Annotated in this window: 18 protein-coding genes; 9 read left to right on the top strand and 9 right to left on the bottom strand. The window is 37.3% G+C overall.

Going from position 1 to position 18,720, the window contains the following annotated elements:
- Positions 1-74 precede the first annotated feature (74 nt).
- A complete protein-coding gene (locus tag HYQ40_07885; protein MBZ6527700.1) occupies positions 75-1,202 on the top strand; it encodes an ABC transporter permease in 1,128 nt (375 codons plus the stop codon).
- Positions 1,202-1,879, top strand: a complete 678-nt coding sequence (locus HYQ40_07880; protein MBZ6527699.1) for an ABC transporter ATP-binding protein — start codon at positions 1,202-1,204, stop codon at positions 1,877-1,879. Before HYQ40_07885 ends, HYQ40_07880 begins: the two co-directional genes overlap by 1 nt.
- A gap of 738 nt (positions 1,880-2,617) precedes the next feature.
- On the opposite strand, the gene HYQ40_07875 is transcribed toward HYQ40_07880, so the two are convergent.
- The gene (locus tag HYQ40_07875; protein ID MBZ6527698.1) at positions 2,618-3,538 is read right to left on the bottom strand and encodes a LysR family transcriptional regulator; all 921 of its coding nucleotides are present in this window, start codon (positions 3,536-3,538) and stop codon (positions 2,618-2,620) included.
- Positions 3,539-3,661: 123 nt separating this feature from the next.
- Between HYQ40_07875 and HYQ40_07870 the strand changes: the two genes are divergently transcribed.
- Positions 3,662-4,828 carry a 5-methyltetrahydropteroyltriglutamate--homocysteine methyltransferase gene (locus HYQ40_07870; protein MBZ6527697.1) on the top strand — a complete coding sequence of 389 codons (1,167 nt, stop codon included), beginning with the start codon at positions 3,662-3,664 and terminating at the stop codon, positions 4,826-4,828.
- Positions 4,829-5,113: 285 nt separating this feature from the next.
- Positions 5,114-5,773 carry a DNA alkylation repair protein gene (locus tag HYQ40_07865; protein ID MBZ6527696.1) on the top strand — a complete coding sequence of 220 codons (660 nt, stop codon included), beginning with the start codon at positions 5,114-5,116 and terminating at the stop codon, positions 5,771-5,773.
- Between the two features lie 266 nt (positions 5,774-6,039).
- On the opposite strand, the gene HYQ40_07860 is transcribed toward HYQ40_07865, so the two are convergent.
- Together HYQ40_07860 and HYQ40_07855 are read right to left on the bottom strand one after the other, a co-directional pair.
- A complete protein-coding gene (locus HYQ40_07860) occupies positions 6,040-7,626 on the bottom strand; it encodes a potassium/proton antiporter (GenBank protein MBZ6527695.1) in 1,587 nt (528 codons plus the stop codon).
- Positions 7,627-7,987: 361 nt separating this feature from the next.
- A complete protein-coding gene (locus HYQ40_07855; GenBank protein MBZ6527694.1) occupies positions 7,988-9,808 on the bottom strand; it encodes an FAD-dependent oxidoreductase in 1,821 nt (606 codons plus the stop codon).
- A 266-nt stretch (positions 9,809-10,074) separates the two neighbouring features.
- Here HYQ40_07855 and yghU point away from each other — a divergent pair, with 266 nt between their 5' ends.
- The gene (gene yghU, locus HYQ40_07850) at positions 10,075-10,860 is read left to right on the top strand and encodes a glutathione-dependent disulfide-bond oxidoreductase (protein ID MBZ6527693.1); all 786 of its coding nucleotides are present in this window, start codon (positions 10,075-10,077) and stop codon (positions 10,858-10,860) included.
- A gap of 104 nt (positions 10,861-10,964) precedes the next feature.
- Positions 10,965-11,507 (top strand): nitroreductase family protein, encoded by a 543-nt coding sequence (locus HYQ40_07845; GenBank protein ID MBZ6527692.1) that lies wholly within the window; start codon positions 10,965-10,967, stop codon positions 11,505-11,507.
- On the opposite strand, the gene ndk is transcribed toward HYQ40_07845, so the two are convergent.
- Complete coding sequence (gene ndk / locus HYQ40_07840) at positions 11,472-11,876, bottom strand: nucleoside-diphosphate kinase (GenBank protein ID MBZ6527691.1); 405 nt, start codon at positions 11,874-11,876, stop codon at positions 11,472-11,474. The two genes, HYQ40_07845 and ndk, sit on opposite strands and share 36 nt — an antisense overlap.
- 108 nt (positions 11,877-11,984) lie before the next feature.
- Between ndk and HYQ40_07835 the strand changes: the two genes are divergently transcribed.
- From HYQ40_07835 to HYQ40_07825, 3 genes are all read left to right on the top strand, one after another.
- The gene (locus tag HYQ40_07835) at positions 11,985-12,485 is read left to right on the top strand and encodes a DNA-deoxyinosine glycosylase (protein MBZ6527690.1); all 501 of its coding nucleotides are present in this window, start codon (positions 11,985-11,987) and stop codon (positions 12,483-12,485) included.
- A gap of 97 nt (positions 12,486-12,582) precedes the next feature.
- The gene (locus HYQ40_07830; GenBank protein MBZ6527689.1) at positions 12,583-12,714 is read left to right on the top strand and encodes a GH32 C-terminal domain-containing protein; all 132 of its coding nucleotides are present in this window, start codon (positions 12,583-12,585) and stop codon (positions 12,712-12,714) included.
- A 160-nt stretch (positions 12,715-12,874) separates the two neighbouring features.
- Positions 12,875-13,525, top strand: coding sequence for an alpha/beta fold hydrolase (locus HYQ40_07825; protein ID MBZ6527688.1), 651 nt, complete (start codon positions 12,875-12,877; stop codon positions 13,523-13,525).
- Between the two features lie 19 nt (positions 13,526-13,544).
- Here the strand turns inward: HYQ40_07825 and HYQ40_07820 are convergent, their stop codons facing one another.
- The 5 genes from HYQ40_07820 to HYQ40_07800 all read right to left on the bottom strand — a co-directional run bounded on the left by HYQ40_07820 (position 13,545) and on the right by HYQ40_07800 (position 18,718).
- A complete protein-coding gene (locus HYQ40_07820; GenBank protein MBZ6527687.1) occupies positions 13,545-14,435 on the bottom strand; it encodes a DegV family protein in 891 nt (296 codons plus the stop codon).
- Positions 14,436-14,563: 128 nt separating this feature from the next.
- Complete coding sequence (locus HYQ40_07815) at positions 14,564-15,547, bottom strand: hypothetical protein (GenBank protein ID MBZ6527686.1); 984 nt, start codon at positions 15,545-15,547, stop codon at positions 14,564-14,566.
- Positions 15,548-15,599: 52 nt separating this feature from the next.
- Positions 15,600-16,100, bottom strand: coding sequence for a glycosyl-4,4'-diaponeurosporenoate acyltransferase (locus HYQ40_07810; protein ID MBZ6527685.1), 501 nt, complete (start codon positions 16,098-16,100; stop codon positions 15,600-15,602).
- An 18-nt stretch (positions 16,101-16,118) separates the two neighbouring features.
- Positions 16,119-17,228 carry a glycosyltransferase family 2 protein gene (locus HYQ40_07805; protein ID MBZ6527684.1) on the bottom strand — a complete coding sequence of 370 codons (1,110 nt, stop codon included), beginning with the start codon at positions 17,226-17,228 and terminating at the stop codon, positions 16,119-16,121.
- An 89-nt stretch (positions 17,229-17,317) separates the two neighbouring features.
- On the bottom strand, positions 17,318-18,718 hold the full coding sequence (locus tag HYQ40_07800; protein MBZ6527683.1) for an aldehyde dehydrogenase family protein: 1,401 nt from the start codon (positions 18,716-18,718) through the stop codon (positions 17,318-17,320).
- Between the last annotated feature and the right edge of the window lie 2 nt (positions 18,719-18,720).

The following is an 18,720-nucleotide window of genomic DNA, read 5'->3' as shown; positions in this document are numbered from 1 at the left end:
ATTAGTGACACAAGTGTCACTTTCAGGTATACTTAATTTTGCTTTTATATAAGAAGGAAAAGAGGGTATTTTATATGTTTTTAGCACGTAAAGAACTTTGGTTCTCCAAACGCCGCTTTTTACTGATCGGCTTTATCATTGTAATCATTACATGGTTAGTTTTTATGTTGAGTGGATTGGGTAATGGCTTGGCTGATTTAGGAACGGCTGTGATCCGTTACTCGGACATGGAATTAGCTGTTTTTGAAGAAGAAGCGGAATTTAGTTTGTCTAAATCGACTTTGTCAGGTAATTTAGTCGATGATCTCATTAAGCTGGATGGGATAGAAGAAGCGGCACCGATTGCGGCTTCGGTCGGAGCTATTTTAAAAAGTAGTAGTGACAATGAACAAAACGGAAAAAAAACGAGTGTTTTGTTTATTGGGATAGAAACGGGTAGTTTCTTAGAACCTAGAGTAGTTTCAGGGGATGCACTCCAAAAAAACCAGCCGAATCAAGTATTAGTTGATTCATCTTTAATGAAGCAAGGTTTTTCTTTAGGGGATACCGTCACTTTAAGTAATGATGATACAGAATTTGAGATTGGAGGTTTTTCAAACACTCAAACATTAAATCACTTACCGGTCATTTATTTACCGATGGAGACTCTAAGGGAATTCAAATATCAAGTCCCAGGATCTGATATGGGTATTGAAGCTCCTGTTAACGCGATTTTCTTAAAAGGTAGTAACTTGAACCAGGAAACCATCTTGAACACAATCGATGGGGTAGAAGTGGCTGATAAAAAACAAACCTTAAATGGTGTTCCTGGTTATAGTGCAGAGAGCGGTACCATTTCATTGATGTTATGGTTGTTAATTTTTATCTCAGCTTTCGTGATTGCGGTGTTCTTCTATGTCTTAACGACTCAAAAAGTGAATCAATTTGGTGTGATGAAAGCGATTGGGGCAAGCAATGGTTTTGTCATTAGAACCGTTGTGGGACAAGTCTTTCTATTGTCATCAATTAGTATATTGATTGGCGTCGGCTTGACTTATTTGATGGCTTTCTTCTTACCTGAAGATATGCCATTTAACTTATTACCACAAATGACTATCAACTATAGTTTTATCTTGCTAACTACGAGTATGTTAGGTTCATTATTCTCGGTAAGAAGTATTGTCAAAATCGATCCAGTTACTGCATTAGGGAGGGCTGAATAATGAGTGGACTCATGTTAAAAAATGTGACTAAAATATATCAAGAAGGTGAATTTACAACGACTGCATTAAAAGATATATATTTAAGTGTCGATCGTGGCGAATTTATCGCGATTATCGGACCATCCGGTTCGGGTAAAAGTACCTTCCTATCGATTGCAGGAGCTTTACTACAAGCAACATCAGGTCAAGTTCTCATAGATGATGTCAACATCGCATCTCTCTCTGACAAAGAACTTTCTAAAGTTCGCTTAGAGCAGATTGGTTTTATTCTGCAAACGTCGAATTTATTGCCATATCTTACAGTACAAGATCAATTACTTGTCGTTAAGAAAATGGGGGGACAAATTAAACCAGAACATCGAAAATTAGCCAAAGAATTATTAACCAATATTGGTTTAGGTCACAAATTGAAGAAATACCCACATCAATTATCTGGGGGTGAACGCCAACGAACAGCAATTGCTCGAGCATTCATGAATAACCCAAGTATTATTCTAGCAGACGAGCCGACAGCTAATTTAGATACGAAGCGTGCCCATGAAGTGGTGTCTTTAATTTCCAAGGAAGTCAAAGAACGTAACAAAGCAGCTATTATGGTGACTCATGATGAGCGGATGCTATCTTATTGTGACCGCATCTACCGCATTGAAGATGGTGTATTAACACTAGATGATTAATTAGCATGATTAGATTCAAAGATACTCAAAGGAATACACAGTCTAGTATGGCATTACAGTAATCTGCTTTTAACTACTATCACGCCGTGTTTTGAGTTAAACATTAAAAACATATGATAGTTTAATGTTCAAAACATCTGTACAGTGCGAAGCTTGTTGTAGAACGGACTGGTGAAAATGATAGAAAGAGTTCTTGAATGGTGAGTATAAACAAAGTGATACCATGCCAAGGCACATCGTTGCTTTGGCTTTTTTAGTGTATAAATAAGTATGGAATTTATTATATTGATATCTTAGACAATGAAGGTTATGTCGATCAGTTGCTCACATAAAGCAATTTGAAGTGACAGAATATTTCTACTTTAATGAATGAGCTTGGTTATATATTTATCCACTAATGAATGAGAAAGTACTTTCATTAATTAGGGAGAAGATGTCAAATGTTTAGACTGGTATATTCGAGATAATGTATTAGCTGCAAGTGCTCTCATCATTGGTTTCTCATAGTCAAAACTCAAGGTGCAACAATCCCAGCTGTCGCCATAAAGGCTTTAATTTTTGGCGAGAAAAACTTCAGCTAGTATCGTGGGTGTGGTTGCAGGTCCCATCTTTAATGTTTATATTTTAACTTAACATCTTAAGAAGAAATTAATGCTTGGTATTTGGCTAGTTAAGAGTATCAACTGCATTGCGATAGATTTTATAGTGAGTTATGTATACCAATGAATAAAGCAAAAACTATAAATTACTCTCAACAGACACTTCTAGTCGTTCTCTCAAAATCTCCAGAAAAGTGTGAGCGATTGGTTTTAATGTGTGCATGTTATTAGTAATATAGCCGATTTCAATCGTTTCGGAAGAGACGAGTGGCCTTGCAATAATATCGCTCCCGTTCAAATCAGCATTGATAATACCTGAGCTAATCGTGTAGCCATTTAGGCCAATAGCTAGATTAAACAAAGTTGCTCGGTCACTCACTGTAATTGTTTTACGTGAAGCATAGTCGGCCAATACTTCCTCCCAAAAATAAAAGGAATTGTGGTGCCCTTGATCGTAACTTAATTTTGGATAAGTATCTAAATCAGAGAGAGCTATCTTTTCATAATCGGCTAAGGGATGATCTTTATAAATAAATACATGTGGTTTAACAGAGATAAGTGGTGTGAAATGAATGTGTTTTTTTTCTAGTTCAGCGTTGATGACTTGACGGTTATAATGACTGCGATAGATAATACCAATTTCACTTTTCAAATTAGCTACGTCTTCAATGACTTCATAGGTTCGAAGTTCTTTCAATGTCGCTTGATAGTCATGGTCTTCGTATTGTTTCAGCAGACGGACGAATGCATCAACTACGAAAGCATAATGCTGCCCTGCCACGCTAAAAATTTGTTGCGGTGCTTCATCGTCTTTATAACGGCGGTTCATCAAATTAATTTGCTCGCTAATTTGCCTTGCATATAATAGGAATTCTTCGCCTTCACTCGTAAGAGTCACACCTTTGGAACTACGGTGGAACAGCGTGATATTCATTTCCTTTTCCAACTCTTTAATCGCATGTGACAAGGACGGTTGGGAAAGATATAATTCATCGGCTGCTTTAGTAATTGAAGCCGTCTCCACAACCTTCAAGAAATAATCTATTTGCTTTAGATTCATTGAAACACCCCTTTATTATTTGGGCATAGTTAAATACTATGCTAAGCACACTAAAATAGATATTACTAATAGCTCATCATGTATTCTATACTATTAGAAACAAATTAAAAAGGAGTAATATGAATGACACAAAAAACTAAACGCTTTTTAACCGTAGGTTCATTATTAAGACCTGAGTCATTATTAGATTATAAGACAAAAATAGAACATCGCGATGATATTGCGTATCCATTCTACGATGAATTTGAAGGTTACAAGGAAGAAGAAGATCAAGCTGTGGAAACAATTGTTAATCAACAAATCGAGCATGATTTACCTGAAGTAACGGATGGTGAATATTCAAAATCTATGTGGCATCTTGATTTTGTGTGGGGTCTAAACGGCATCAAACGCTATATCGCGGATAATGGCTACTTCTTCCGTGATCTGGATCAAGAGAGCAATTATGAAACTCGTAAAGATATAGGAATCGCAATTGAAGCGCCTTTACATAGTCAGAATCACACCTTTATTGACCACTTTAATCGCTTAAAAGAAGTATCACCCCAAGGTGCAACGTTAAAGCAATGTATTCCATCTCCGTCACATATTTTTGGAGAACTTAGCTTGTCAGAGGAAATCGGAGGGAAAGTTTATCAGACGGCAGAAGAATTCAAAAAGGATTTAAGTCAAGCTTACAAAGATTTCTTAAAGGAATTCGCTGAAGCAGGTGGAACGATTATCCAATTTGATGACTGCTTATGGGAGTTATTTGCTGAAGATAACCCGCATAGTCCTTTTAGTGGTACTGACTTTGATCACTCATCAATCTTAGGCTTAGCCCAAGAATTCATTGATTTGAATAATGATGTCATTGCCTATGCCCATTCACTGGGTCTAAAAGTCTATACGCATAATTGCCGTGGTAACTATGATTCACGTAATATGGGTGGTGGAAGTTACGAGAAAATCGCGCATTTATTCTTAGAAAAACAAAACTATGACCGTTTCTACTTAGAGTGGGATGATGAGCGTGCCGGAGACTTAAGTGCGTTAAGCGTCTTTAAAAACAAGCCTGACACAGAAGTAGTCTTAGGATTCTTATCAAGTAAGTCGGCAAAATTAGATGATGAAGCTGCAGTGTATGAACAATTAGAAAAAGCTACTCAGTATGTTTCAAAAGATAATCTGTACTTATCTCATCAATGTGGCTTCGCGTCATGTGATGGAGGGAATGAATTATCTCAGGAACAGCAATGGGATAAAATCAAGCAAGGTCAAGCCATTGCTTACCGATTCTGGGGAGAGTAAGTAAAAAAGAGCGATAAACTATGTCAACTGATCAGGTAGCAAAGCTTTCTTTATTTGGTCGTTGATTGTGAGAGTATATTTATGGAATAGTTTTACTATTCTGTAGATGTGCTCTTTTTCTGTATATTGGATGCAATCTATTCATCAAGGAGGCAGGCAACTAAAGAAACAGGGATCCAATATACTTTTGCAGAACAAGAAACATCCCAAGGAGATCCTTTCGATTGTTTAGAAGAAAGCTATAATTATTTAAAAGCTCACGGATTTAATTAAAGGAGTATTTCGATGAATCAAAACAAAGTAATACAGACCTCTGAAAAAGCGGAAACAATATTTCGACAGATTGATGATAATACAAAATTAGGTGACTTACGAAAAATTGCAAAAGAAATAAAAGTTGATCATGAACTGGCGATGGAACTTTGGTCGAGTGGTAAGTTTTTACCAAGGCTTTTATCAATCTTAATTATGGACAAAAAACTACTTTCAGAAGAAGTATTAGATGAACTTGTTGATGATATGCAAATTCATACATATGATGAAAGTAACAATCTAATGGATTGGTTGTTAGCTAATCAGCTCACAAAGAATAAGAAATTAACGACACTCATGGAGTCGTGGGAGGATAGTCCATACGCACTTCAAAGGCGGACTTACTGGTATCATCAAGGACGATTAAGATGGACTGGGAAAACACCACCAAATAATACATCAGACTTGGTAACTGCAATTGAAGCTAAAATTAGTCAAGAGCAACCAGAAGTTCAGTGGGCTATGAACTTTACAGCAGGCTGGATTGGGGTTTATGAGGAACAGTACCGTAAACGTTGCGTTATAATTGGTGAAGATACAGGTCTGTACAAAGATGAGAAAGTTTCGAAAGGGTGTACGCCGAATTATTTACCAGAATTTATTATGATTGAATCAAATAAACGCGATTTGTAAAAGCGATATTTAACTTCATTCTCACTTCCATAATATCTACTTGAGACGATAATTTATTAATTATAAAACAAAGTAAGTTATCACTATCATATTGAAATTATAATGTTTAGTTTAGGATGGAGTGAATGGTATATTGTAAGTGAATAACAAACTTGAAGGAGTAGTTTAATGACGTCAAAGGGTCTTGATCTAAATGCAAGATCGGTTTGACTCAAGTTAACGTCTACAAAAAAGAGCGAGGCATATGTGCCTCGCTCTTTAACTATTTACTTCGCATTTGATGCTTCTAATACTAAGACTGTATCGCGTTCAAGAATGGTTGTATCACCATTTGGAACAATCAACTCGTTGTCATCTCTTAACACTAAAACGATAAGAGAGTCGCGTTCCAAGTGAATATTTTTAATTTCTTTGTTTACCCAGTTATGGTGTCCGTTAATTCGGAATTCTAATAAATCCGTACCAACCACATCAAAGTAAGAACGCCCTGCTAAGACGATGACGTCGCCTACTTTAAGTTGTACATCTCCGTTAGGGACAATCGTTTCTCCTTGTCGGAGGATTTTTGCAATAATGAAATCAAAGGCCAAGGTGATATCTCGAATATAAGTATCAACGAGCTCGCTATCTGCTTCTATCTTAGTTGCTAAGAAGCCGACGTCACTTTTATCTTGTAAGGAGTTGAAGTTACGTAAGGACGCATCTTCTGGGTCTACCATGTCCATCTTTTTAGATAGTGTAGGTAATAAACCACCTTGAATTAAAGAAGATAAGAGACAAATATCAAAGACAATATGGTAAAGGTCATTCATGTATGGTGTGTCTGAATTGACTACACTGATCGCGAAAGCAATCGCCGCAGCCCCGCGCAGTCCTGCAAAAGCAATGACTGGCAGTTGATTTTTATTCAACTTAAAGGGCGCCATTAAACCATATATCGATGCTGGTCGAGCAATAAATGTTATAAATAACATGATGACTAGAGCGATTGGCATCATAGCGATAATCGAACTTGGTTCGGATAATAGACCAAGTAAGAAAAATAACCCAATTTGTGCCAAGTTTGTAAAGCTATCAAAGAAAAAGACAACTTCACGTTTACCGATGAATTCTTTATTACCAACATAAATACCAAAGATATAAACAGCTAAGTAGCCGTTACCACCAATTTGGTTGGTAAATTCATAAGTGAATAAAGCAGCAGCAGCTAACAAAATAACTTCCATACCTTCTCTTGTATATAAGTAGTCTAGAAGTCGGATAAATACCCATCCTAAAGCAAAGCCAACTAATAAACCGAGCCCAACTTGTAAGATAACTAAGACGGGGACATTGACATTTTGTCCTTGAAGAAGTGTCGAGAATAGCACAACCATCGTATAAGCTGTCGGGTCGTTGGAACCTGATTCCAATTCCAGTAAGGAGTCGGTGTTGTATTTTAACTTTAAGCGACGAGAGACGAGCGCATCCGACACACTGGCGTAATCGGTCGAACCGATAATGGATCCGAGTAACATGGCCTCAAGTAAGGAAAAGTCAAAAACTAGATAGACGAAAAGACCGGTAATTAAAGCGGTGAGTATAGTTCCAAGGAAACTTAAGGTAATCGCTTCTTTGGCAACAGGCTTCGACATCTTCCATTTTGTACCAAATCCTCCATAGAAAATGATAAACATCAGAGCTAAGGAAGATACTTGATTGGAAAAATCATAATTAGTGAAATTAGCTCCAAAAAAATTAAAGGAAACACCTAAGAGCATGAACAAAAGTAATTGCGGTATCTTTAAATCACTAGAAATGCGCATAGCAATCAAGGCCATGATAAGCACAAGTGAAATGATTAATATATAAATTGAAATCTCTCCTTAAATATTATTGCTAAAGACTATTATAGCACAGTTGGGTAGAGTCCTTAGTGAAATTGCTTATAAAATTTAGTAGGAATAGTTTCTAAGCGAATACTTGGGAAAAGCTCAGAGAAAGTAGTGTGCAGTTACCTTTAGTATGAAGAATATGCTATTTGTAACTAATACGGAATTTGGCATAGATTTTATTAGATAGCGTTATAAAGATACATATATAAGTAGAGTCATTATTATTATGTATTTTTAATATATAGAAAGGGATAGAATAATAAAAAAATGACTTCATCTTGAAAGAAAAGATGAAGTCATTTAAAAATAGAAATAATATTATTTATTCATTGAAGTGGAGTTAATTATTTGCAGCTAAATGTTTTCCAGCTTTACGACCTTGATGAATTATTCCAGCAATCGCTGTTCCAGAACCTGGATAATATCCGGTTACCCAGCCACCGGCATTTAGGCCTGCTGCATAGAGTCCCTTAATAGGTTGTCCAAAAGAATTGATTACTTGCGAATCAGTATTAATACGTAATCCACCCAGCGATCCTAAGTTTGATGCCTTGTTTAACATAGCATAATAAGGTCCTGAAATTTCTTTCAATCCTTCTAAGCGGCCAAACTCTGCGTCTTCCTTATTAGCAGCAAAACTATTCCATTTTTCTATTGTTTCTTTTAAGTTAGTAGTGGGTACAGCAATTTTTTCTGCTAATTCTTCTAAGGTTTCTGCTTTGATTACCAAACCAGACTCTACATCCGCTTTTAAGCTTTCTGAGGTCCATGCGCTACCCGGTTCAGAAATTGATGATTTTCCAAAAACCATATAAGTAGGTGCATCATGTTTTTTCGTTTCTTGGAAAATCGCACGATAGTGATATGCATAAGTAGAATCTTCCCGAACAAAACGTTTTCCGATACCATTAATTAGAACCATTGGAATAGTTGGAATTTGGTTATTTGTTGCATTACCTGTTCGGCTACAAAAATCAATACAGCCTCCAAGTCCAGAAACGGCAGCACCTATTCCCATCCCCATTATAATTCCATCCCCTGTATCATAAGGTGTTGATAATAAAGTAGAATTAGAAATATCATAATATTGTTGGTCATTCAATTCTTTAGCTAGTGCGGGGTTATGATCGATAGATGCTGTTGCTAAAACAACACCACGATCTGCCTTTACTTTAACTTCTTTCCCATTTTTTTCTATAACAGCACCGATAACAGAAGAAGTATCCTTGTCTAATATTAAAGCAACTACGGGTGAATCGTACTCAATTTGACCTTCATGTTTTATGAAATCTGTTAGTAGGGTTTGAGTTAATAGGGTTCCTTCACCACCTTGACCACCATTTTTATATTGATGAATTCGATCGGCATGTAAATCATCGGTAATGTAAGGTATTTTAGCATGTCCATAAACAGTATCAAATTCTAACCCAAGTTCAACTAACCACTCAATATTGTCAGGAGCGCCTAAAGCTAAATCCCAAACTAATGATTCATCAACCCGACCTTCTCCAGCCTTAACCCAAAGTTGAGCATGCTTTTTAGGGGTATCGTCTTTAAAATCTGTAAATTCTTTTTGATATTTTGTGCCAGCTGCTTGAATAACACCTCCGGAAGCATTTGTTGTACCACCAGGAATGCCAGCTTTTTCAAAAATAATCGTTTTCAATCCACCTCGCGCTGACTCAACAGCAGCTGAAAGTCCTGCTCCACCTGAACCAGCAATAACAACATCAAATAGTTCATCAAACAAATCGGGATTATTAGACATATAAACAGGTTCTCTAGCTACAGAAGTGTTGACTTCATCGTGACTAGTTATAGAAGCACTTGATACCGTATCTACTTGATTGTTTTCACCATTTTTTAAAGTAATATTTAAATTTAGAGCATCTTCTTGACTCAGTTTACCTTTTGCAACCGAAACTGCTTTTTTAGCAGCAGTTAAATATGCATTTGTACTATATGTAGCACCTGAAACTGCATCGACATCTAAACTTTGTTCACTTTCTATTCGTTTTAATAATCGCTGAATTCCAAGGTCACCAATATATGCACTTTTTGTATGTTCACTTTCTGCTTTCAATATCTTATCATTTTCCAATGTAAGTTTAGCTGTAATCGGACCATGAAAACCTTGTGCTTTCCCCATAAAAACATCCATAAAATAACCCCTTTCAAAAATTTAAGCCTTTCAACAAGTTCATTGTATCACAATCGAAAATTAAATTAAACATCTAAATGAATGCGTTTTTATTGAGTTTAATAAAAACGAGCTGAATAAACAGTGAAAGTTTGAACATTAAAACACAAAGTAATTGAAGATAAAATAAATAATTATTACTAATTAAACTCTATGTGTATGTTTAGTCATTAGTCAAAAAAAGTAGTATGATGAAGCTACGAATAAACTATATAAGGAGTGTTATAATGACGGCATATGAATTACCAAAAGTGTGGAAATGGGAAGACGAAAATTCAGATTTAGGGGGTAACCGCCCAACTGCAGGGAGTCGTTTCGAACAAACATTGCCTGTAGGAGAAGCGCCATTCCAACTCTATTCACTAGGAACACCTAATGGAATTAAAGCAACCATTATGTTTGAAGAATTAAAAGAATTAGGTGTGGATGTTGATTATGATGTATATCTAATAAATATCGGCGACGGTGACCAATTTGGTTCAGATTTCGTTGACATCAATCCAAACTCTAAGATTCCGGCACTGGTTGATTATAGCCAAAAACCACGTTTAGAAATCTTTGAATCAGGTTCGATTTTACTTTATTTAGCAGAGAAATTTAATAAATTAATTCCAACAGATATTCATGGTCGCACTGAGACGATGAACTGGTTATTCTGGCAAATTGGTGCAGGACCTTATGTTGGTGGAGGCTTTGGACACTTCTTTGCCTATGCACCAGAACCAATGAAATACCCAATCGACCGCTTCACAATGGAAACAAAGCGCCAATTAGACTTATTAAATAAGACTTTAGGGAAACGTCCATATATTGCAGGAGACGAATATACAATTGCGGATATCGTAAACTGGTCATGGTACGGGCGTCTTGCTCTAGGAGATTTATACGAAGGATCCGCTGAATTTTTAGACGTTGAATCTTATCCAAATGTACTAGAGTGGGCTCGTCGCATTGCAGATCGTCCTGCTGTTAAAAAAGGTTTAGAAGTAGAATATCAACCAATCAAAGATTAATTAAAAAAATAGACAGTTAAAAGCATAGTTGGGCGTTAAGTAAACACCCAGTCCAACTATGCTTTTTAATATCTAAATTTATCAGCTATGAAAGGAAGATTTTCTTGTCTAATAATATATTTGATGTCATAACTCTAAGACGAAGTACTCGTGTGTTCAGTAATAAAACAGTCAGCAAAGATAATTTGGTAAAGATTGCGGAAGCTGCGAGGATGACTCCAACATCGGTTAACCAGCAAAGTAGAAAATTTACCATTGTTCAAAACGAGAAGTTAATTAAGCAATTAGATCAAACTTTAAGCGGCTATGGGTTTAGTCTTTATAATCCGAACGCGATTCTACTTATTAGTTCACCAAAAAACAATCCATATAGTCAGATTGAAACAGGTCTCGCTGTACAAAACGCCTATCTTGCAGCAACAGCTCTGGGACTTGGAACAGTGTGGACAGATCAAATCCGAGGTCGCTGTGATGAGCCAGCTATCCGTTCAATATTGAATAAGATGGGTATACCAGATAACCATATTTGTTGGTGTGTCTTACCTATTGGCGTACCTGCCGAAAGTAAAATTCCGAAAGATAGAACAGAAGAGATTAACTATATAGGCCCATCAGCCGAAGAATCGTCTGATTTCAATATTAGCTGATTCGAGGGAGTCTGAACCGTGGATGACATTGTAAGTTAAGTCTGTCGCGAAATCACCGCGAATTGTACCAGGAGCAGCGTCAAAAACGTTGGTTGGACCCATCATAGAACGCATGCCATGAACGGCTTCTTCGCCTTCAACAACCAAACCGAATACCGGACCTGAAAGCATGTAGTTCTCGAGTTTCGAATAGAAAGGTTGATCAGTTAAATGAGCATAATGATCGGCAACGACGTCTTTAGTTAATGTCATCAGCTTTGCTTGGATAATGGAATAACCTTTGTCTTCAATTCTAGAGATAATCTCACCCACTAAACGACGTTCGACCGCGTCTGGTTTGAGCATGATGTATGTTTGCTGTACCGTCATATTGTCACTCTCCTCAAGATTTTTATTAAACTTATTATAACAATTGCGGTTAAAGAAAGATAAAGATTAGAAACTTTAATCATTACTAGATTGAAAGGAGCATAAATTATGGAACACTCTAAAGGATTCCAACCAGTAGCGAACAAGCAAACACGGGTGCTTATCTTAGGAAGTCATCCAGGTGTCCCATCACTACGCAAACAACAGTACTATGGTAATCCAGGCAATGCCTTTTGGCGTGTCGTATTTAACGCCTTACAAGTAGATGATCCAATGGATTACTTGGAGCGATTAGAAACATTGCTGGCACATGGTATAGGTGTATGGGATGTTTACGCGACGGCTGAAAGAGAAGGAAGCTTGGACAGTAAGATTAAAAGTAATACACTCAATGATTTCGAGCAGGTTTTAGAGCTGGCGAATATCCAGTTGATTATAGCGAATGGAAAAACTGCCTACCAAGAAGTTTTAAAGCATCCTATCTTTCAACCTTATGAAGTTGTCAGCGCTTTATCAACCAGTGGACTGAATAACGGACGTGAGCGTGAGCGAATGGCGCAATGGACGAAAGCAATTCGATATGGATTAAGCAAGCATACACCTTTGTAGAGCATACAATGACTTGCCTCTTTGTGCTACAATAAAAGGTATCAGCTATTATTCTAATTGCTAGTTTTATGGATCAAGCATTAAAGGATCAGATTCTTTGGAAATCTTTATTAACGATGGAGATGCGGTCTTTACGAGCCGGGTCTATCCGGACCCCCAACAAGACCGGATTGAGATTAAAGGAGACGGGACAGGGCAAGTAACTTATTGGGACTTGAAGCATACTTAACAAATACAACAAGGATTTCTCCGATTAGGTGAGAAGTTCTTGTTTTTTTGCTTTATGGATGTCATTCTAAGGGATGAAACAATCAATTAGAATAGCGATGTGTTAAACTTATTTAACTAACTTTGTAAGTATATATATCAGCAGGAAAGAGGGAGTAAATATGAAAAAGGAACTATTTTTTATTAATGGTTTTGGTGGCGGACTTGAAGATGCTATCGAAATCAGAAGTCTATTAGAATCAGAAGGATACGATTTTACTTATATTGATTTACCCGGGCATTACAGTGCTAAGGATGTGACAGTGACAGATTTTGAAGAATTATTAGCTTACTTTGAAGCATTTTTTCCTGATCATCCGATTGTATTAATAGGTCATGCTATTGGCGCTGAGATTGCTGCTTACTTATCAACTCGACTCACACAAATCGAAAGCGTTATTATGTTAGATGGCGGTATTATAACAAATGAAGATTTTAATAAGACGTTTCAAGAATCAATTGAGGAAACAGAGCAACTTTTTCAAAGCGCAGAGTTAGATGATTTAGATGAAGAATCTTTGATTGAATTGTTAAAACTAAATGATGCGATGAAGTTGACCATTGCTCGGCTTGATTATGATACACCAAGTTTACTTTTATTAAGTGATTTTGAGGATGAACTAGCAATAAGAATACAGCGATTAGAAAAAACCAACAATCCTGTTTTAGATTATAAAGTGATTCCAAACGCAAGCCACGATATCTATGCAGATCAGCCAGAACAGACTGTCGAGCTGATTGTGGAATGGCTAGAGAAAGATCTCACTTTATAAAACAAGTCGTTGGTTAAGATTAAAAATTTAAAAATGAAGGATTCAATAAGGGGGCGACATTGATTGACACTGCGCCACTTCCACCGTGCGTTCCAAGTACAGGTGTAATGAATCCAACGCGAATCGGAAGTTCGGGGTAAGCTATTTGAATCTGCTCACACAATACTTGGGCGTCTTGGACTACACCTGTGTGGCCTACGACGACATAAGCGTGCTCAGGGTATTGGGCAATGTGGTCCACAGCAATGTCATAAAGACGCTTGTGCGCTTTCTTCATTGTGCGAATTTTTTCAGGCACACTGACCTTACCATTCGTATCTCTTCCCATAGTAATAAGGGGTTTAATATTGAGAGTATTCCCAATGAAGCCGCTTAAAGCACTAACGCGTCCACCTTTAACTAAATTATCTAATTTTGCTGGTGTGAAATAAAAGGCAGATTGATCAATCAGTTGGTTGATTCGCCTTATAATGATTTTGGGCGGAAATTGGCGTTGGATCAATTCAGCTAAATTCAGTGTCATGGCTTCCAAAACAAAGGAGGTCAGATGAGAATCAATTAAGTGGATATGTAGTCGTTTTCGGTATTCATTAGAAACCGCATGGACTGTCTGAAATGTGCCACTAATCTTTTCCGAAGTTAGAATAGCATAAACCGTATCGTAACCTTCTTGAATAATTTGATCAAAGAGATCGTAAACTTGTTGAGGTTCTGGTTGGGAAGTTTTGGGTAATTCATCTTCCATATCCATCCGCTTATAAAACTCATTTGTTAAGCTTTCATCTGGGGAATCAATATACACCGTACCGTCTTTGAATATCGTACTTAAGTATAATTGGAATACGTTGGCCAGATTGGCTGTTTCTTCAGTTAATCCTGCTGTGCTATCTACAATTATGGCAGCTTTCATCTTAAACATCCTTTCTTTAGTTCTATAACATAAGCTTATAGTGATTGGAGAAATAATGCAAAGATTGTGAAACAACAATAAGAAAAGAGTGGATATCATAAAAGATTGTCCACTCTTTTGAGTATGTATTATTCAGTTTCAAATTCATAGTCGACGATTTCTACGCCGGCATTAAGGCCCTTGCCGGCGTATATTTCGCCGGTTTTCTTATCTTCGAGGCGAATCGATAAAGTTCCGCTAATACCTTCTTTAACTGTCTTTTGCATCGTCCCTTTGACTGGTGCAATTAGATTCGCACGGTGGGAGACTTCAGCAGAAATGTCTAAGCGCGCATGACGGTTCTCTAGGTGCAAGGTCACGTGGTCTGAAGTCATTGAAACAATGTCACACCGACTTAAATTATACGTAGCAAAGCGGTATTCCTTCCCTTGATGAACAAGATTACAAATGAATCCTTCAAATTCGGTAAAGTGAAAGGGGATATGAGCGATAGAAAAGAATAAGCTAGTTGTTGCATCGTTGAAATGATTACTTTGCAACCAAATATAGTGTTTTGGAAAAGACGTTCCCCAATCTTTTTCAATATAGCCCTTTCCTCCTGTAAACTGTTCGATTCTATCTCCAACTAACATGTCACCTTGAAGGGAATGGTTCATACTTATCACTCCGTGGTAACACTCCATCTTAGGAATATAAGCAAAGATTCCCATAATATTAGGATGCAATCGGGACTGTTGAATCGGCATTAAATGGTCCAATTCTAAGCGACCTTTAAAAGTCATTGAATCATCTACTAAGTCAATATCGATAAACCGTTCAGTAAATTCAGACTGGCCAATTTGTACTGAAAATGGGTTGTGTTGAATCGTAAAACTTTCTAACGGAAACCTAACGTAACCCGTTTGGGTTTCCTTGCGACCGTCTTCATCTGTTTCAACTAGAATATACTGAATAAAACTATGCGGATCATGTTCGCTCAAACTAATCCCTGGAATGAAGCTTAGACTCGTCTTTTGATCTGATGAGACTTGCTTATAATACCATCCTTCAAAGTAGTTCTTCTTGTGTAAGCTCCCTTGAAAAATAATGGGGTTGCTTCGTTTTTGTGTCATAAAATACTCCTTATGCATTAAATATAAGCTGTTGAGTCAATAATAGTATCGTTTAATACGTTGATTGATGTTTATTCTTCTTGCTCAGAATTTTATAGAGCCGTCTCAAGCGTGGGCGATTGTAACGTTGAGTGATGATAAACGGTATATTAGCGATAAAGGCGTAAGCTATCATGAGCCATCCTGCCCAAGCAGGATTCCATATAAAGAAAAGCGGTGCTGGCAACATGGACAACCAATGCGTGTGCTCACCCCGTTTTGTTTCGATAATAAACTTTTGAATCGTCGCCATATCAATCGTTCGCAAATTCTTTTTGTTGTATGCATTAGGAAGAATGGATGAACTGTCTGGCAACAAACGTTTCCATGATTGAATGTTTAAAAGTCGCTGCCATATTTGTCCGTTTCTTTCCCAATTAAACGGCTCATACCAACCATTGTCACGTTCATAGTAAGCATCAGGTACTTTAAGCATAAACGTCGAAATGCACATATGAATTAAAAACCAAGCAATGATATTTATAACCAATACCCATCCAATAGGTAAATCAATTAGCACACAGTACACCTCCTACATATTAATTTTTCGACCTTTCCATGATACTTCTCGAAAGATAAATGTTTTTATTAAGGACCACCCAAACAAACCGATAAAGTAACAAAATAATAGCGGATAAAGTAACACTGCCAGCCAATGAAAGTTGCCTGCTAATCGTGTCATACGGTAAAAATGCCAAGAGAAAGCAAAGTAACCTAGAATAGAAATGACCCCATTAATCATTTGACTTTGCAAAATAAAATAAAATGGGAACATGAATGAAAGAATAGCACCCGTAATCCAGATACTCGTTGCTATGAGGATAAAAGGGTGTGTTGCTTTAGAAGCAGAAGCAAAGCTCTTAGACCATCCCTCTCCAAGATCAGATACACCACTTGGGTACATCCGAAAGTGTAATATATTTTTACCCCCGAATAGCCTGACAGGTATATCATTCTCTATAAAAACCTTCCCTAAAGCCACATTCTCCATAATGGCATCTTGAACAATTTCATGACCCCCTACAGAGAAATAAGTGTCACGTTGACACAGTAATGACGGTCCAAAAGCACCAGCGGGCTTTAAATGACTTTGCAGAAAGGAGAAACTATTCATACCAGCTAATACCATAATATTAAAGATGGCTGATAAATTCTCGTAAGGTTCCTTTATAACATGATAGGGTTGAATGGATAAAACGCCGTCACCACCCGCCTCATAAGCTGTTAAAATATGAGCCAAGCTCTCTCGGTGCGGTAAAAAAATATCGGAATCTAAAAACAACAATAGCTTTCCATTGGCGGCTTGAGCCCCGCTCCAACATGCAGCAGATTTCCCTACCCAGCCATTATCATTTCGGGTAGGTTGAATAACTTTGGCCCCAAATTTAGTTGCGATTGCTTTTGTATTATCCTGCGAGTCGTCATCGATAACAAGGATCTCCAATGGGTTTATGCTTTGCTGGGCTAAGGAAGTGAGTAGTATAGGGAGATTACTTTCCTCGTTACGGGCAGGAATGATAATGGATAGATCACTAAAGTTGTTGTGTTTATTCGGTTGATGCTTTAAATATGGAACGCGCCAAATAATAAACCAACCACTCAACAAAGCAAGTAATAAACTAATTAAATAGACGATTATCATCTTGAACCTCCTTTAAATATGCAATAAAACCAATACATCGTGGATTAAATCATTATTGACGGATGACGTATCAATCACTATTCGTTAAACTAAAAAATATACCGTCTAAAACGCTTTAATGCAGTGAGTGCACCTTGAGTATAAGGCGGAAATTGTTGATTTAAAGTGAAAGGGGTATGTTTTTGATACAGCGTCCGTGGATAGGTAAAAGCTTTATAACTAGCTAAACCATGGTAATTACCTATACCGCTATGGCCTTTTCCACCAAACGGTGCATTAGGACTGGTCACATGAACCATAACTTGATTAACACTCACAGCACCACTTTCAAGTTTACGCTGAATCGTTTGAATCACACGGTCATTTTTGGTAAAGAGATAGACAACTAAAGGGACAGGTAAAGCTTGATACTTATCAATCACTTCATCCAGTGAACGATAAGGTATGATTGGGAGAATAGGACCAAAAATTTCTTCATGAGCTAAAGGACTACCAGCTTTTATATCCACCATCAAAGTGGGGGATATAAATAAATCATCTTCCAGTACTTCCCCGCCGTAATAAACAGTGCCATCTTCTAGGAATGCTTTCAATGCATCTAGATGGCCATTATGAATAATCCGACCATAATCTGGCGATATGTTGGGATTCTCGCCGTAAAATTCGACTAAAGTTTGTTTAAACTGCTCTAAGAAAGCTTCGTAAAGACTTTCTGGTACATAGACAGTATCAGGAGCCACGCAAGTTTGACCGGCATTCAAGAATTTTCCCCATATAATTTTTTCAATAGTGTCTTTGTTAAAGGCAGACTCATCAACGATACACGGATTTTTACCGCCAAGCTCCATAATGACGGGAGTTAGGTGTTTTGCTGCAGCCTGGTAGACTTTCTTGCCTGTTTGGGGGCTACCAGTAAAAAACACGAAATCCCATTCCATACTGGTTAGTGTTTGTGCAGTCTGACTGTCTCCTTCAACGACAAATAATAAATCAGGATCTAGATATTTAGGGACAAGTTTATTCAATAAATAACTCACTGCCGGAGCTGATTCTGAAGGCTTCAATACAGCCCCATTACCTGCAGCAATGGCACCAATAACAGGAGCCAAGGCTAATTGTAAAGGATAATTCCAAGGTGCGAGTATAAGAACACTACCGTAAGCTTCATCGATCAGAGTTGTTTTCTCTAAACCACTCAATAACAATCTATGTTTTACAGTAGGTTGCATCCATCGACCTAAATGCTTAATAGTATAATCTATTTCATTTAGTAAGACTGCAATCTCACTCGCATAGGCTTCTAATGGTGGTTTATTTAAATCTTCATCTAAAGCTTTAAGCCAAGCATCTTCATTATCTAACAAGAGTTTTTTCAGTTGAGTTAAGGCCTCTATACGTAAGTCGAACCCGCCACTTCCAAGTAATTGACGACGTTTTCTTTGAAGCTCTCTGACGGCTTGAAATAAATCTGTCTTGGTTTCCGAATTCATTG

The organism is Aerococcaceae bacterium DSM 111021 (assembly GCA_020112395.1).
GTDB lineage: Bacteria > Bacillota > Bacilli > Lactobacillales > Aerococcaceae > Ruoffia.
This window is presented reverse-complemented; position numbering and strand designations above follow the sequence as displayed.

Excerpts from the sequence above, each read along its gene's own strand:
- HYQ40_07865 (MBZ6527696.1), top strand. The coding sequence starts at position 5,114 with ATGAATCAAAACAAAGTAATACAGACCTCTGAAAAAGCGGAAACAATA.
- ndk (MBZ6527691.1), bottom strand. The coding sequence starts at position 11,876 with ATGACGGTACAGCAAACATACATCATGCTCAAACCAGACGCGGTCGAA.
- HYQ40_07815 (MBZ6527686.1), bottom strand. The coding sequence starts at position 15,547 with ATGACACAAAAACGAAGCAACCCCATTATTTTTCAAGGGAGCTTACAC.
- HYQ40_07870 (MBZ6527697.1), top strand. The coding sequence starts at position 3,662 with ATGACACAAAAAACTAAACGCTTTTTAACCGTAGGTTCATTATTAAGA.
- HYQ40_07875 (MBZ6527698.1), bottom strand. The coding sequence starts at position 3,538 with ATGAATCTAAAGCAAATAGATTATTTCTTGAAGGTTGTGGAGACGGCT.
- HYQ40_07820 (MBZ6527687.1), bottom strand. The coding sequence starts at position 14,435 with ATGAAAGCTGCCATAATTGTAGATAGCACAGCAGGATTAACTGAAGAA.
- HYQ40_07880 (MBZ6527699.1), top strand. The coding sequence starts at position 1,202 with ATGAGTGGACTCATGTTAAAAAATGTGACTAAAATATATCAAGAAGGT.
- HYQ40_07885 (MBZ6527700.1), top strand. The coding sequence starts at position 75 with ATGTTTTTAGCACGTAAAGAACTTTGGTTCTCCAAACGCCGCTTTTTA.
- HYQ40_07800 (MBZ6527683.1), bottom strand. The coding sequence starts at position 18,718 with ATGAATTCGGAAACCAAGACAGATTTATTTCAAGCCGTCAGAGAGCTT.
- HYQ40_07805 (MBZ6527684.1), bottom strand. The coding sequence starts at position 17,228 with ATGATAATCGTCTATTTAATTAGTTTATTACTTGCTTTGTTGAGTGGT.
- HYQ40_07855 (MBZ6527694.1), bottom strand. The coding sequence starts at position 9,808 with ATGGATGTTTTTATGGGGAAAGCACAAGGTTTTCATGGTCCGATTACA.
- HYQ40_07835 (MBZ6527690.1), top strand. The coding sequence starts at position 11,985 with ATGGAACACTCTAAAGGATTCCAACCAGTAGCGAACAAGCAAACACGG.
- yghU (MBZ6527693.1), top strand. The coding sequence starts at position 10,075 with ATGACGGCATATGAATTACCAAAAGTGTGGAAATGGGAAGACGAAAAT.
- HYQ40_07825 (MBZ6527688.1), top strand. The coding sequence starts at position 12,875 with ATGAAAAAGGAACTATTTTTTATTAATGGTTTTGGTGGCGGACTTGAA.